The organism is Klebsiella sp. w6 (assembly GCF_033100215.1).
Classification (GTDB): Bacteria; Pseudomonadota; Gammaproteobacteria; order Enterobacterales; family Enterobacteriaceae; genus Klebsiella; species Klebsiella variicola.
Genome location: NZ_CP136907.1, coordinates 4,199,564 through 4,215,124, shown reverse-complemented (window position 1 = coordinate 4,215,124; position 15,561 = coordinate 4,199,564). Strand labels below are relative to the sequence as shown.

At 58.4% G+C, this 15,561-nt stretch carries 12 protein-coding genes; 10 read left to right on the top strand and 2 right to left on the bottom strand.

What is annotated here, in order from left to right; all coding sequences use genetic code 11:
- Window positions 1–5: 5 nt before the first annotated feature.
- The 4 genes from cadA to R0140_RS20660 all read left to right on the top strand — a co-directional run bounded on the left by cadA (window position 6) and on the right by R0140_RS20660 (window position 6,127).
- Window positions 6–2,153 (top strand): lysine decarboxylase CadA, encoded by a 2,148-nt coding sequence (cadA, locus tag R0140_RS20675; protein ID WP_012968785.1) that lies wholly within the window; start codon window positions 6–8, stop codon window positions 2,151–2,153.
- A 60-nt stretch (window positions 2,154–2,213) separates the two neighbouring features.
- The gene (dtpD, locus tag R0140_RS20670) at window positions 2,214–3,689 is read left to right on the top strand and encodes a dipeptide permease DtpD (protein ID WP_012542563.1); all 1,476 of its coding nucleotides are present in this window, start codon (window positions 2,214–2,216) and stop codon (window positions 3,687–3,689) included.
- Window positions 3,690–4,020: 331 nt separating this feature from the next.
- Entirely contained in the window at window positions 4,021–5,538 is a 1,518-nt protein-coding gene (gene lysS / locus R0140_RS20665; protein WP_004202393.1) for a lysine--tRNA ligase, read from the top strand.
- A gap of 157 nt (window positions 5,539–5,695) precedes the next feature.
- Window positions 5,696–6,127, top strand: a complete 432-nt coding sequence (locus R0140_RS20660; protein ID WP_012968783.1) for a cell envelope integrity TolA C-terminal domain-containing protein — start codon at window positions 5,696–5,698, stop codon at window positions 6,125–6,127.
- Window positions 6,128–6,171: 44 nt separating this feature from the next.
- On the opposite strand, the gene R0140_RS20655 is transcribed toward R0140_RS20660, so the two are convergent.
- Entirely contained in the window at window positions 6,172–6,597 is a 426-nt protein-coding gene (locus R0140_RS20655) for a hypothetical protein (protein WP_032739933.1), read from the bottom strand.
- A 572-nt stretch (window positions 6,598–7,169) separates the two neighbouring features.
- Here R0140_RS20655 and iolE point away from each other — a divergent pair.
- The 3 genes from iolE to R0140_RS20640 are packed head-to-tail and all read left to right on the top strand — an operon-like array spanning window position 7,170 to window position 10,300.
- Entirely contained in the window at window positions 7,170–8,090 is a 921-nt protein-coding gene (iolE, locus tag R0140_RS20650; RefSeq protein WP_008805488.1) for a myo-inosose-2 dehydratase, read from the top strand.
- Complete coding sequence (locus R0140_RS20645) at window positions 8,087–9,259, top strand: Gfo/Idh/MocA family protein (RefSeq protein WP_008805489.1); 1,173 nt, start codon at window positions 8,087–8,089, stop codon at window positions 9,257–9,259. Before iolE ends, R0140_RS20645 begins: the two co-directional genes overlap by 4 nt.
- A gap of 9 nt (window positions 9,260–9,268) precedes the next feature.
- Complete coding sequence (locus R0140_RS20640; RefSeq protein WP_032734910.1) at window positions 9,269–10,300, top strand: Gfo/Idh/MocA family protein; 1,032 nt, start codon at window positions 9,269–9,271, stop codon at window positions 10,298–10,300.
- Window positions 10,301–10,543: 243 nt separating this feature from the next.
- Here R0140_RS20640 and R0140_RS20635 read toward each other — a convergent pair whose 3' ends face one another.
- Window positions 10,544–11,551, bottom strand: a complete 1,008-nt coding sequence (locus tag R0140_RS20635; RefSeq protein ID WP_012542555.1) for a Gfo/Idh/MocA family oxidoreductase — start codon at window positions 11,549–11,551, stop codon at window positions 10,544–10,546.
- Window positions 11,552–11,652: 101 nt separating this feature from the next.
- Between R0140_RS20635 and R0140_RS20630 the strand changes: the two genes are divergently transcribed.
- The 3 genes from R0140_RS20630 to R0140_RS20620 all read left to right on the top strand — a co-directional run bounded on the left by R0140_RS20630 (window position 11,653) and on the right by R0140_RS20620 (window position 15,543).
- Window positions 11,653–12,672, top strand: a complete 1,020-nt coding sequence (locus R0140_RS20630; protein WP_317703886.1) for a LacI family DNA-binding transcriptional regulator — start codon at window positions 11,653–11,655, stop codon at window positions 12,670–12,672.
- Between the two features lie 430 nt (window positions 12,673–13,102).
- Window positions 13,103–14,026 carry a sugar ABC transporter substrate-binding protein gene (locus tag R0140_RS20625; protein ID WP_002892597.1) on the top strand — a complete coding sequence of 308 codons (924 nt, stop codon included), beginning with the start codon at window positions 13,103–13,105 and terminating at the stop codon, window positions 14,024–14,026.
- A 32-nt stretch (window positions 14,027–14,058) separates the two neighbouring features.
- Entirely contained in the window at window positions 14,059–15,543 is a 1,485-nt protein-coding gene (locus tag R0140_RS20620) for a sugar ABC transporter ATP-binding protein (protein ID WP_004202401.1), read from the top strand.
- Window positions 15,544–15,561 lie beyond the last annotated feature (18 nt).

The following is a 15,561-nucleotide window of genomic DNA, read 5'->3' as shown; positions in this document are numbered from 1 at the left end:
TGACTATGAACGTTATTGCAATCATGAATCACATGGGTGTTTACTTCAAAGAAGAACCCATCCGTGAACTGCATCGTGCTCTCGAACGCCTGGACTTCCGTATTGTCTACCCGAACGACCGTGACGACTTATTAAAACTTATCGAAAACAACTCTCGTCTGTGCGGCGTGATCTTCGACTGGGATAAATACAATCTCGAACTGTGCGAAGAAATCAGCAAAATGAACGAGTACATGCCGCTGTACGCGTTCGCTAACACCTACTCGACTCTGGACGTTAGCCTGAACGATCTGCGCATGCAGGTTCGCTTCTTCGAATATGCGCTGGGCGCTGCGGAAGATATCGCGAACAAAATCAAACAGAACACTGACGAATACATCGACACCATTCTGCCGCCGCTGACCAAAGCGCTGTTCAAATATGTACGTGAAGGCAAATACACCTTCTGTACCCCTGGCCACATGGGCGGTACCGCGTTCCAGAAAAGCCCGGTAGGCAGCATCTTCTATGATTTCTTTGGCCCGAATACCATGAAATCCGATATCTCCATTTCGGTTTCTGAACTGGGTTCCCTGCTGGACCACAGCGGCCCGCACAAAGAAGCGGAAGAGTATATCGCTCGCGTCTTTAACGCAGAACGCAGCTACATGGTGACCAACGGTACCTCTACTGCTAACAAAATCGTCGGCATGTACTCCGCGCCGGCCGGCAGCACCGTGCTGATTGACCGTAACTGCCACAAATCGCTGACTCACCTGATGATGATGAGCGACATTACGCCGATCTACTTCCGTCCGACCCGTAACGCCTACGGTATCCTCGGCGGTATTCCGCAGAGCGAATTTCAGCACGCGACTATCGCCAAGCGTGTGAAAGAGACGCCGAATGCGACCTGGCCGGTACACGCGGTGATCACCAACTCAACCTATGATGGTCTGCTGTATAACACCGACTTCATCAAGAAAACCCTGGATGTGAAATCCATCCACTTTGACTCCGCATGGGTCCCTTACACCAACTTCTCGCCGATCTATGAAGGCAAATGCGGGATGAGCGGCGGCCGCGTCGAAGGGAAAGTGATCTACGAAACCCAGTCCACGCACAAACTGCTGGCGGCATTCTCCCAGGCGTCGATGATCCACGTGAAAGGCGACGTAAACGAAGAGACCTTCAACGAAGCCTACATGATGCACACCACCACTTCCCCGCACTACGGGATCGTGGCGTCCACCGAAACCGCGGCGGCGATGATGAAGGGTAACGCCGGTAAGCGTCTGATCGACGGCTCTATTGAACGTTCCATCAAGTTCCGTAAAGAGATCAAACGTCTGAAAGGCGAGTCTGACGGCTGGTTCTTCGACGTCTGGCAGCCGGAGCATATCGATGGTCCTGAATGCTGGCCGCTGCGTTCCGACAGCGCATGGCACGGTTTCAAAAACATCGATAACGAGCACATGTACCTCGACCCGATCAAAGTCACGCTGCTGACGCCGGGGATGAAGAAAGACGGCACCATGGATGACTTCGGTATTCCGGCGAGCATCGTGGCGAAATATCTCGACGAACACGGCATCGTGGTTGAGAAAACCGGTCCGTACAACCTGCTGTTCCTGTTCAGCATCGGTATCGACAAAACCAAAGCGCTGAGCCTGCTGCGTGCGCTGACCGACTTCAAACGCGCGTTCGACCTGAACCTGCGGGTGAAAAACATGCTGCCGTCGCTGTACCGTGAAGATCCTGAATTCTATGAAAACATGCGTATTCAGGACTTGGCGCAGAACATTCACAAACTGATTGAGCATCACAACCTGCCGGACCTGATGTTCCGCGCGTTTGAAGTGCTGCCATCGATGGTGATGACCCCGTATGCCGCGTTCCAGAAAGAGCTGCACGGTCAGACTGAAGAGGTTTATCTCGAAGAGATGGTCGGCCGCGTCAACGCCAACATGATCCTGCCGTATCCTCCGGGAGTGCCGCTGGTGATGCCGGGTGAAATGATCACCGAAGAAAGCCGCCCGGTGCTGGAGTTCCTGCAGATGCTGTGCGAAATCGGCGCCCACTACCCGGGCTTCGAAACCGATATCCACGGCGCCTATCGTCAGGCGGATGGTCGTTACACCGTTAAAGTGCTGAAAGAAGAAAACAACAAGTAATAGACGCACACCAGGGAAGTGGCTTGCCACTTCCCTTTTTTCACGCTGCAAGGAGAACCTATGAAAACACCCTCACAGCCGCGCGCGATTTACTACATCGTTGCGATCCAGATCTGGGAGTACTTCAGCTTTTACGGCATGCGTGCCTTACTCATCCTTTATCTCACCCACCAGCTTGGCTTTGACGACAGCCATGCCATCAGTCTGTTCAGCGCCTACGCATCTTTAGTTTACGTTACCCCTATTCTCGGCGGCTGGCTTGCCGACCGCCTGCTCGGCAACCGCACGGCGGTGATTGCCGGGGCGCTGTTAATGACCCTCGGCCACGTGGTGCTGGGCGTCGAGTCGACCTCCGCATGGAGTCTGTACGTCGCGCTGGCGATCATCATCTGCGGCTACGGCCTGTTCAAATCCAATATCAGCTGCCTGCTCGGCGAACTGTACGCTCACGACGACCCGCGTCGCGACGGCGGTTTCTCGCTGCTGTACGCCGCCGGCAACGTCGGGTCGATCGCCGCGCCCATCGCCTGCGGACTGGCGGCGCAGTGGTACGGCTGGCATATCGGCTTTGCGCTGGCGGGGATCGGCATGTTTATCGGCCTGATGATTTTCTTAAGCGGCAGCCGCCATTTCCGGCATACCCGCGGCGTCGATAAACCGGCGCTGCGGGCAGTGAAATTTGTGCTGCCGACCTGGGGCTGGCTGCTGGTGATGCTGTGCCTGGCGCCGGTGTTCTTCACGCTGCTGCTGCAAAACAACTGGTCCGGCTATCTGCTGGCGATCGTCTGCCTGTTCGCCGCCCAGATGGTGGCGCGGATCATGATCAAAGCCCCGGAGCATCGTCGCGCGCTGTGGCAGATCGTCCTGCTGATGCTCGCAGGAACGCTGTTCTGGGTGCTGGCGCAGCAGGGCGGGAGCTCGATTAGCCTGTTTATCGACCACTTCGTCAATCGTCGCCTGCTGAACTGGGACGTGCCAACCGCGCTGTTCCAGTCGGTCAACGCGGTGGCGGTGATGGCGGCCGGCGTGGTGCTGGCGTGGCTGATGCGCCCGGAAGGCAGCGTGCGTTCGGTGCTGCGCGTCTGGCTGAAATTCGCTTTCGGCCTGCTGCTGATGGGCGGCGGCTTTATGCTGCTGGCGCTCAATGCCCGCCACGGCGCGGCTGACGGCCAGGCCTCGATGGGCATGATGGTCGCCGGGCTGGCGATGATGGGCTTTGCCGAACTGTTTATCGACCCGGTGGCGATGGCGCAAATCACCCGTCTGAACATGCCCGGCGTCACCGGGGTGTTGACCGGGATCTATATGCTGGCCACTGGCGCGGTGGCCAACTGGCTGGCGGGCGTGGTGGCGCAGCAAACCACCGAATCGCAAATTAGCGACACGGCGATTGCTGCCTATCAACATTTCTTCTCGCAGATGGGCGAATGGACCCTCGGCTGCGTGGCGGTGATGGTCGTTATCGCCTTTGCCGCGGCCTGTAGTGTGGGCAAACGCCGTGCGGCTGCCGGTGAAGTTACCGGCGGCGGCGCCTGACGCTCGTCCCGGCTGGTGGCGTAAACGCCTTATCCGGGCCGCTATTCGTAGCCCCGATAAGCGCAGCGCGACCGGGGGCATGACATCAACAGCGGAGCGCGAAGTCGCTCCTTGCACAGCTTAGTGAACAGGAGGAGGATATTCTGGCATGCGCGGAGGCCAACGATAAAAAATACCGTTACTGAAGCCATAGCTGAGTGAGATCAGCTTGGAGTGAATCCAGGATCGTTAAGATTGTGCTCTGGTGTCTTCCCAGAGACAGGCCGCGCGGAAGGGTGACCTGGTTCAATTTATCGAAGCTAGTTTGAAAGCAAGGTTATGAGGAATCCATATGTCTGAACAACAAGCACAAGGTGCCGATGAGGCCATTGACCTTAATAATGAACTGAAAACTCGTCGCGAAAAACTGGCTGCACTGCGTGAGCAGGGCGTAGCCTTCCCCAACGACTTCCGTCGCGATCATACCTCTGACCAATTGCATGCTGAATTCGATGCGAAGGATAACGATGAACTCGCTTCCCTGAACGTTGAAGTTGCGGTGGCTGGCCGGATGATGACCCGCCGCGTGATGGGCAAAGCCTCTTTCGTCACTCTTCAGGACGTCGGCGGCCGCATTCAGCTGTACGTGGCGCGCGATGACCTGCCGGAAGGCGTCTACAACGAACAGTTTAAAAAATGGGACCTCGGCGATATCATCGCCGCCCGCGGCAAGCTGTTCAAAACGCAAACCGGCGAACTCTCTATTCACTGCACCGAGCTGCGTCTGCTGACCAAAGCCCTGCGCCCGCTGCCGGATAAATTCCACGGCCTGCAGGATCAGGAAGTCCGCTATCGCCAGCGCTATCTGGATCTGATCGCCAACGAAGAGTCACGTCATACGTTCCGTATCCGTTCGCAGATCCTCGCGACCATGCGCCAGTTCATGGTGGCTCGTGGCTTTATGGAAGTCGAAACCCCGATGATGCAGGTGATCCCTGGCGGGGCGTCCGCCCGTCCGTTCATCACCCATCACAACGCGCTGGATCTGGATATGTACCTGCGCATCGCGCCGGAACTGTATCTGAAACGTCTGGTGGTCGGCGGTTTTGAACGCGTGTTTGAAATCAACCGCAACTTCCGTAATGAAGGGATCTCGGTACGCCATAACCCAGAGTTCACCATGATGGAACTGTATATGGCGTATGCGGACTACAAAGACCTGATCGAACTGACCGAGTCGTTGTTCCGCACCCTAGCGCAGACGGTGCTGGGCAAAACCGAAGTGCCATATGGCGACCAGGTGTTTGATTTCGGTAAGCCGTTTGAAAAACTGACCATGCGCGAAGCAATCAAGAAACACCGTCCGGAAACCAACATGGCGGATCTGGATAACTTCGACGCGGCGAAAGCGCTGGCGGAATCTCTCGGTATTCAGGTAGAGAAAAGCTGGGGTCTGGGACGTATCGTCACCGAAATCTTTGACGAAGTGGCGGAAGCGCATCTGATTCAGCCAACCTTCATCACCGAATACCCGGCGGAAGTTTCCCCGCTGGCGCGCCGTAACGACGTCAACCCGGAAATCACTGACCGCTTTGAATTCTTCATTGGCGGCCGCGAAATCGGTAACGGTTTCAGTGAGCTGAACGATGCCGAAGATCAGGCGCAGCGCTTCCAGGATCAGGTGAACGCCAAAGCGGCGGGCGATGACGAAGCGATGTTCTATGACGAAGACTACGTCACCGCCCTGGAGTATGGTTTACCGCCGACCGCGGGTCTGGGTATCGGTATCGACCGCATGGTGATGCTGTTTACCAACAGCCATACCATCCGCGACGTGATCCTCTTCCCGGCCATGCGTCCGCAGAAGTAATCCGTTGCACTCCCTCCCGGCCTGCGCCGGGAGGTCCTCCCTGCATTATCCCCATCCTGTCTTTTGCCCTGCTTTATGAACCGCTAACCGCTATTTATCGGGATGTTTTGCCGTGGCCAGACGCGCGACAATAGTGACCATTTCGCAAGGAGACGCTATGAGCAAATTTGGTATTGCCCTCATGACCGCGGCGGCTATTAGCCTGCTGAGCGGCTGCCAGGCGGCGAAGGAGAAGCATCCGACGCAGGAGGAACTGATCCGCCAGATGCAGCAGCGGGCCGCGGCCCCGGATACGCACACACTGCCGCCGGGCAAAGCCACGCAGGACCAACTGATGCGCTACGCCTTCACGCTCAGAGAGGCGGTTATGGTTCAATTGCCCAACAGCGCGCGCTACCAGGGGAAAATATGCTCCGTGCGGCTGTCGCTTAACCGCAGTGCAAAACTGACCGGACTGCAGCAGGAGGGGGGCGATCCGGCGTTCTGCGCGGTAGTGACCGATGCGGTACTGCGCACGACCTTCCCGCCCTTTGCCAGCGAAGGGGTCTACCAGATCTTTAACCATCCGCTACTGGATTTTAAGCCTTAGCGCACCCGGCTTTCCGCCCCCGCCGGATGGCAGGGGCGGGGAGATTACTGCACTTTTTGCAGGGAGCCGTGCTGGCTGCCGTTTGTCCAGCTGCCGTTAAAGGCGTTGTTGAGGGTAAAGGCTGAGCTTTTCACCCGGAAAGTCAGTTTGCCCTGGCTGGCTTTCGCCGCCTCGACCAGATGACCATGGGTTTTCACCGTTTTAGCGGTGACGGTAATCTCATCAATTTTATCGCCATACTCCGTATAAACATACCAGGTGCCCACCCAGGGGCCGAAGCCGCTGCTGGCCTGCTGCGCGGCGGCGGCATTCTCGGCTTTGGTTTTATGAATATCGCAGGTGGTCCCGTCGGTCATCTGCGTGCAGCCGGAACGTTCAAGCTGTTCCCGGTATTTCGCGCTAATGGCGTGGGCCGGCGCGGCGGCGACCAGCGCCAGGGTGAGGGTGGTGAAAAGCCAGGTCTTATTCATCTTATTGTTTCTCATCGCGATAGCGGCGTGCATGGTCATAAAGGTTGATACACATTGGTGCATTCTCCCGGTGGCGTCAGAATAAATATAACCGCAGCCATTCCTGATAAATAACTAGCAGGAAGGAGATGGGTTATTTATTGGTAAAACATCATTACCCTGATTTTATTTATCACTGTACCTTCCCGCTGCATGTCATATTATTGCAGAGAGAATGTTAAGTAATTGATGTTTTAAAAGTGACTATTTGTCACTTAAGCAAATAACAGCAGGCCCGGCCTGGGCGCGCGGCTAAAGCCCGCGCCGGTGCGGTGTTGAGTTTTTTTCATATTGCTATCATCATATTTCGAATGAAAGGGATAACCTCTGAAGCGGGTTATTAAGCCAGTAATTTTTAGCCGCAAAATAAGCCGGCGGCAAGCATTATTTCCATTTATTTTTCAGGGTTACCTGAAATAGCGGATATATCGCCAGCGCAATGATGGATTTCCATCATTTCTCCGTTTTCATCGTCGGTCGTCGCCTGCTTATAGTGACGCCAGACAAGACCACAGGGTGAAAAGGAGAACAAGATGGCGACAGAGCATCTGCAGTGGGGCGTGAGCCCCCTGTGCTGGACCAACGATGTGCTGGAGGATTTAGGCGGCGATATCCCCCTGGATACCTGCCTGCGCGAGGCGCGGGAGGCGGGCTATCAGGGCATTGAGTTAGGACGGAAATTTCCCCGCCAGGCAGAGACGCTGGGCCCGCTGCTGGCGGCGGCTGACCTGCGCCTGGCGTCCGGCTGGTACAGCGGCTTGCTGGCCGAGCGCAGCGTGGAAGCGGAGCTGGAGGCGGTGCGGGAGCACGCGCAACTCCTCCGGCAGCTCGGCGCGAGGGTGATGGTTTACGGCGAGTGCGGGCAACTGCCGGGTGAAACCCCGCTTGATGAGCCTATTTCACTCTCGCCGCCGTTAAGCCGTGTCAGCCTGGCGGCGTATTGCCACAAGCTAAATACCTTTGCCGACCTGCTGCTGCGCGACTATGGCCTCCAGCTGGCCTATCACCATCATCTGATGATGCTGGTGGAGCACGATGACGAGCTGGAGCGGTTTCTGTCCCATACCCATGACAACGTCGGGCTGGCGTTTGATACCGGACACGCCTTTGTCGCCGGGGTCGAGATCCCGCGCGTGCTGCAAAAATATGGCCACCGTATCCGCCATCTGCATCTGAAAGACGTCCGTCCGCAGGTGCTGGGGCGTCTGTATCGTGAAAATCTGAGCTTTAACGAGGCGGTGCGCGCCGGGCTGTTTACCATCCCCGGCGACGGCTGCATCGACTATGCGCCGATCCTCGACTTCGTCCGGCGCAGTGACTACCGCGGCTGGCTGATTATCGAAGCCGAGCAGGACCCGGCGATGGCGCCGCCGCTGGCCACCGCCCGCCGCGCCTATGCCTGGCTGGCGCACCATTTATCTTCCCCTTCACCGTCAGAGGAGCACGCAGCATGAGCGCGCGGTTAAATATCGGTCTTATCGGCTCGGGTTTTATGGGTCAGGCACACGCTGACGCGTACCGTCGCGCGGCCATGTTCTATCCCGATCTGCCGAAGCGCCCGCATCTCTACGCGCTGGCGGATCAGGATCAGTCGCTGGCTGAACGCCATGCGGCGAAACTGGGGGCGGAAAAGGCCTACGGCGACTGGCGCGAGCTGGTAAACGATCCGCAGGTTGATGTGGTGGATATCACCTCGCCGAACCATCTGCACTACACAATGGCGATGGCGGCGATCGCGGCGGGTAAACATGTCTATTGCGAGAAGCCGCTGGCGGTCAACGAGCAGCAGGCGCAGGAGATGGCGCAGGCGGCACGGCGCGCGGGGGTGAAGACCATGGTGGCCTTTAACAACATCAAAACGCCGGCGGCACTGCTGGCAAAGCAGATTATCGCCCGGGGCGATATTGGCGAACCGGTGCGCTTTCGCGGCACCTTTGATCAGGGGTTTTATAACGACCCTAACCTGCCCTGGTCCTGGCGCTGCTCGAAAACCCTCGGCGGCAGCGGGGCGCTTGGCGACCTTGGCGCCCATACCCTGTCGGTCGCCCAGTTTTTGCTGGGCGGGATCCGCGAAGTGACCGCCAGCGCGCAAACCTGCCTGCGCCAGCGTCCGGTGCCGCAGCGCGATGCCGGGTATGCCAGCCGGGTCGCGGCCGATGCCGAGTGGCGGGAAGTAGAAAATGACGATCAGGTTCAGTGCCTGGTCAATTTCGACAGCGGCGCGGCGGGAGTGATTGAGGCCTCGCGCATCGCCGCCGGGCGGATCTTCGGCGTGTTCTGGGAGGTTTCCGGCACCGAAGGCACGCTGTATATGGACGGGGAGCGCTTTAACGAACTGCAGGTATATCGCTTCAACGATGATAAACACGACCGCGGCTTTAAGACGCTGTATGCCGGGAGCCAGATCCCGGCCTATGCCGGCTTCTTCGGCTTCGATTTTGGCGGCGGTGGGCTGGGCTATTTTGACGTCAAGGTGATCGAAGTGCATGACCTGGTGCAGGGGATTTGCGGGGAGGGCGACTGCTATCCCAACTTCGAATTTGGTTTGCAGAATCAGCGCGTGCTGTCGGCGATTGAAGCCTCGATGGTCAGCCGCCGCTGGGTGAACGTGGTTAAAGACTAAGGAGCCGCTATGTTTCCCTCACACTTACCGATCCCGCGCCGCCCGGCGGCGCAGAGCATTCCCTCCCTGCGCTGGGGCATTATCGGTCCTGGCTGGATCGCCGAGCGCTTTGTTCATGCATTGAAAACCTACAGCCGACAGCAGGTGGTGGCGGTGGCCTCCCGCAGCCAGGCGAAGGCCGAGCGGGTGGCCGCGGAATGGGGGATCCCCCAGGCTTACGGCCAGGTGGAGGAGATGCTGGCGCGCCCGGATATTGATGCGGTGTACATTGCGACGCCGCACAACCATCACTTTCCTGACGGCATGCAGGCGCTGAAGGCGGGTAAACACGTGCTGATTGAGAAGCCCTTCGCGCTCAACCTCGGCGAAGGGCGTGAGCTGCAGGCCGAAGCCGCCCGCCAGGGGAAGCTGGCGCTGGAGGCAATGTGGTGCGATTACGCGCCGAAATATGATGTGATCCGCCAGCTGCTGGAGGATGGGGCGCTCGGCGACCTGCATACCCTGCTGGCCGATCACGGCGAGTATTTCACCTCCGACCACCGCATCTTCAATGCCGACCTTGCCGGCGGGCCGATGATGGACCTCGGCAGCTATTTGACCTCGTTTGCGCTGATGGTGGGCGGCATGCCGCAGGAGATTGTCGCCCGCGGCAGCGCCACGGCGGAGGGGCTTAACGGTCAGACGTCGATGCTGTTTAGCTGGCAGAACGGGATGCAGGGGTTGTTAAACACGACGTTGTTCAGCAACACGCCGGGCGGGGCGGTGGTGGCCGGACGCCAGGCGACCCTGACGATCGACGGTCAGTTTTACGCCCCCGGCGGCTTTACGCTCGCCGCCAGCCAGGGCGGGCAGGTGCTGCGCTGGGAAGAGCCGCGCAATCGCTACGACCAGCTGTTCTGGCAGGCGGAGCATTTTGCCTGGTGCATCGGGCAGGGGCTGCAGGACTCGCCGCTGCGGCCGCTCAGTCGGGTGCTGCAGAATCTGCAGGTGATGGATGAAGTGCGGCGCCAGGTGGGCGCGGTGTTTAACGAAGAACGCTAAGGAGCCGGCCGGGCTTTGGTTTGCAGATAGCGCGAGCGTGTCTGCCATTGCCCGGCACCAGGACGCGTACGATGCCGGATGTCTGTTGCCCGGCGGCGCTGCGCTTGCGCGGGCCTACGATTTTACTGCAACCGTTTGATATTAAATCGGATTAATGCCTGTGTTATGTAGGCCGGGCAAGGCGTCGCCGCCGCCCGGCATAAAGGCTGGTACAGCGCCTGATGGCGGTTGCCACGCAACCACTCAGCGACAGTCGTCGACGGCGACAAACTGGCCATGCTGCAGGGACTGAACCGCCGCTTCGGCAATGGCCTGCGCCTGCAGGCCGTCCAGCAGGCCGGGCAGATCGGCCACGGTTTCACCATTCAGGGCGCGAATAAAGGCGTCAAGATGCTGGTAATAAGATCCCTGTACCCGGCTGAACCAGTCCGGCCACAGGCCCGGCTCAATGCGCTGATTGCCGCGCCACAGGGTAGGGCCCGCCGGCGACTGGCTACCGGACTCCAGCGCGCCTTCGGCGCCCAGCAGCGTGATCCGTTCATCATACCCGTGGCCGGTGCGGCGGGTGTTGTCCAGCTGCGCCAGCGCGCCGCCGCGCATCTGCATCATCAGGATGGAGGTGTCGACATCGCCAAATTCGGCAATGTCCGGCAGGGCCAGCGCCGCGCCCATCGCCGCCACGGTACGCACTTCATCGCCAGTGAGAAAGCGCAGGAGATCGAAGAAGTGGATCGCCTGATCGCGCATCTGGCCGCCGGAGCTGCGCAGATAGTCGAGCGGCGGCATGGTGGAGGCGCGGCAGACCATCTGCACCAGCTCGACCCGGCCGATCAGCCCTTGCTCCAGCTGGCGGCGGAGCTGCTGATGGCTGCTGTCGAAGCGCCGGTTAAAGCCGACAGTCACCGGCACGTTCAGGGGGAGCACCCGCTCCACCACCTCACGGGCGCGCGCCAGGGAGAGGTCGATCGGTTTTTCGCAATAGACCGCCTTGCCCGCCCGGGCGGCGGCTTCCAGCAGTTCGGCATGCGACGGGGTTGAACTGGCGATCAGCACCGCGTCGATGGCGTCGCTATGGATCGCCTCGCTCACTGTCACCGCCCGGGCGCCATAGCGGGCGGCCAGCGCCTGGGCGCGCTCCGGGGCGGCATCGGCCACCATCGTCAGCGCACTTCCTTCATGACGGGCAAGACTGGCGGCATGAACCTGACCGATAAAACCACTGCCTACCAGGGCAAAACGTTTGCAGATCATTTTTTTCTCCAGAATGGCGAGGGGACGTTGCCACCATAATCGGTTTGCTAAACTCACTGACACTGCCGTTTTGATGGATTTCCATCATGAAGAGAGGGGCGATGAAAAACATTTCACTGGCGGTGCTGGCCAGACAGATTGGCGTCGGCGTGGCCACCGTTGACCGGGTGCTGAACGAACGCGGCGGCGTATCGCCGCAGACCACCCGCAAAGTGCTGCAGGCGGCGCGCGAGGCGGGGCTGAAGCGGATCCTGCCGGAGGAGCACCGCTTTCCCTGGCAGGTTGAGGTCTTTCTCAGCAGCAATGACTCGTTCTTCTTTCCCCAGCTGGCGCAGGATTTTGCCGCCGTGGCGGATAGCCTCGGCTATCGCCGTCTGACCCTGCACCGCACCTTTGTCCCGGAGTCGCAGCCGACGACCCTGGCCCGGCGCATTGTGCGCAGCTGCCAGCAGCGTCAGGGGATCATCGTCTTCGGCAATGAACATCCCGCAGTGCACGACGCGCTGCGCCGCTGCCGGGAGGCGGGCGTCCCGGCGATCACCCTGGCGACGGACCTGCCCGGCGCCGACCGACTCTGCCACGTGGGGATCAATCAGCTGCAGGCTGGCCGCACGGCGGGGTTAATGCTGGGGAGGATGACGCCGCGGCCCGGCGAGGTGCTGATGGTCAGCGGCCGGCAAGATTACAGCGCGCATCGCCTGCGCATTCAGGGGTTTCGCGAGGTGCTGAGCCAGCGCTTTCCCCACCTGCAGCTCAGCGACGTGCTGGCGGGTGAGGAGCGGCGGGAGCAGATCACCCGCCTGCTGGAACAAGCCCTGTGCCGCAGCCGGAATATTGTTGGGATCTATAACACCGGGCTTGGCAATACCCAGATTGCCGAGGCGCTGGCCCGCCACCGCCGCGAAGGCGACGTCTGCTGGATCACCCATGAGCGTTACAACACCACCCGGCAGCAGCTGGCGAAGGGGAGTCTGGCGTTAACGCTCGATCAGAACACCCGCCAACACGCCCAGCTGGCGATCGACCTGATGCTGCGCCATCTGGAGTCCGGCTACCAGCCGCAAACCTATGCCGACGGTAAAGTCGACTTTATCCTCTACAGCGCCGAAAACGTCGACTGAGTCGGTCGGCGTATCCCCTCCTGACCGCATGACTATCCCTGGCGGGTAAATACCCGCCTGGCGGGGAAGCGATCGCGTCAAAGCGTTGTCTGCCTCTCATTTTTCGCTCATTTATGCGGCAATGTTAGATGTCTGTCAAAATTCTGTTACTGCATAGTTTTAAAATTTTCATTTCAGTTATTTACTTATAAAAGTTTCAAATGTCTTGTTAATGAAATAAATGGTCTGAAATCCAGGTTGCGGCGTAAATGGACTAACGTTTCAAAAAAGTGATGAAAAAACAGCCGTAATTTGTGATTTAGATCACGATGGAGTGCGAGAGGTGCCGCAGCGTCGTCGATATCACAGCAGACATTTGCCGCAACGTAACTGAAATTAATTTTTCATTTTGTTTCATTCACCGGCGTACCTACAAAATCAAGGATCAACTATGAATATTAAGAAAACGATTGTTGCCTCTTTGTTAGCCTGCATGCTGCCTGCGGTGGTTATGGCAAAAGACGTCTCTATTGGCGTCTCCATGGCGCTGTTTGACGATAACTTCCTGACGATCCTGCGGACCTCGATGCAAAAAGAGATGAAAAAAGACGGCGTTAAATCGCAGATCGAGGACGCAAAAGGGGATGTCTCCCAGCAGCTGCAGCAGGTGCAAAACTTTATCGGTCAGGGGGTGGACGCCATTATCGTCAACCCGGTGGATACCAATGCGGTGAAACCGATTATGGATCAGGCCACCAAAGCCGGGATCCCGCTGGTGTTTGTGAACCGCCGTCCGCAGGCGGAGCTGACCGACAAGATGGCCTATGTGGGGTCGGATTCCATTCTCGCCGGCCGTCTGCAGATGGAAGCGCTGGCGAAAGCGATGAACGGTAAGGGCAATGTGGCGATCCTGCTCGGCGACCTGGCGAATGAGTCCACCCGCGATCGTACCAAAGGGGTGGAAGAGGTGGTGGCGAAATACCCGAACATCAAAATCGTCCAGAAGCAGACCGCGAAATTTACCCGCAATGACGCCGTGGACGTGGTCAGCAACTGGATGACCAGCGGTGAGGATATCCAGGCCATCGCCTCCAACAACGATGAAATGGCGATCGGCGCCCTGCAGGCACTGGGCAAAAACCCGAACCATATTCTCATCGCTGGCGTGGATGGCACTCCGGATGCCCTGCAGATGCTGAAGAGCGGCAAAATGATCGCCACCATCTTCCAGGATGCGAAAGGCCAGGGTGAAGGCGCAGTCGACGCGGCCATCAAGCTGGCGAATGGCGAGAAAGTGGAAAAAATCATCGACGTGCCGTATCAGCTGATCACCAAAGAGAACATGGCTGAATTTACTAACCGTAATCAGAAATAGTCCTGGCCAACCTGTGGTACGGAGGTGGATGTATGAACGCTTTTGCACTTGAAGCCGAAGGTATCAGTAAGTTCTTCCCCGGCGTGAAGGCGCTCGATAATGTCTCATTGCGCGTGCGTCCGGGAACGGTGCATGCCCTGATGGGCGAGAACGGCGCCGGTAAATCCACGCTGATGAAGTGCCTGATCGGTATCTATCGCCCCGATAAAGGGTCGATTCGCGTGAAAGGGGAGCCGGTGGAGTTTACCGACACCATGGATGCGCTGCGCTCGGGGATCTCGATGATCCACCAGGAGCTCAATCTGGTGCCGCATATGACGGTGGCGGAGAATATCTGGCTGGGGCGCGAGCCGATGAAGTACGGCTTTGTCGACCACGGCCAGCTGACCCGCCAGACCCAGGCGCTGCTGGACAAGCTTAATATCCGCTTAACCGCCGACCGGCTGGTGGGCGACCTGAGCATCGCCGCCCAGCAGATGGTGGAGATTGCCAAAGCGGTCTCGTGGAACGCGGATATCGTGATCATGGATGAGCCCACCTCGGCGCTGACCGAAGGCGAGGTGGCTCACCTGTTCACCATCATCCGCGACCTGCGCGCCCAGGGTAAAGCGATCATCTATATTAGCCACAAAATGGATGAGATCTTTGCCATCACCGATGAGATCAGCGTGTTTCGCGATGGCACCTGGGTGGGGAGCAAAAACACCACCGAATTTACCCGGCAGTCGCTGATCACCCAGATGGTGGGCCGCGAATTAACCCAGCTGTTTCCGAAATTTAATAACACCATCGGCGAAGAGGTGCTGACGGTGCGCAACCTGACGCGCCAGGGCGTGTTCCATGACGTCAGCTTTACTGTACGCCGCGGTGAAATCCTTGGCGTGGCCGGGCTGGTGGGCGCCGGGCGCAGCGAGGTGATGGAAAGCCTGTTCGGTATGGAGCGCTTCGACAGCGGCGAAGTGCTGATCGACGGGGCGCCGGTGACCATTGATTCCCCCTCCGTGGCGATTGAAAAGGGGATGGCGTTATTAACCGAAGATCGCAAAAAGTCGGGCCTGTTTCTGGTGCTGTCGGTGCTGGAAAATATGAGTATCGTCAAAATGCCGGAATATATCGGCAAGAGCGGTTTTGTCCAGCACGTGAAAATGGCCGAAGACTGCATGGAGCAAATTCGCCGGCTCAATATTAAAACGCCGACGATGGATCAAATTATTAATAACCTCAGCGGGGGGAATCAGCAAAAAGTCCTGATTGCGCGCTGGCTGTTAGCGCAACCGAAAATCTTAATTCTCGATGAGCCGACCCGCGGTATCGACGTCGGGGCGAAGGCGGAGATTTATCATCTGATCAGTGAACTGGCGAATCGGGGGGTGGCGGTCATTATGGTCTCCTCTGAGCTGCCGGAAATCCTTGGCATGAGTGATCGGGTTATGGTGATGCATGAAGGCCGTATCACCGGCATCCTGGAAAAAGACGAAGCCGACCAGGAAACCATTTTGTCGTTGGCATCCCATTGAGGCACAGAGAATGAGTAA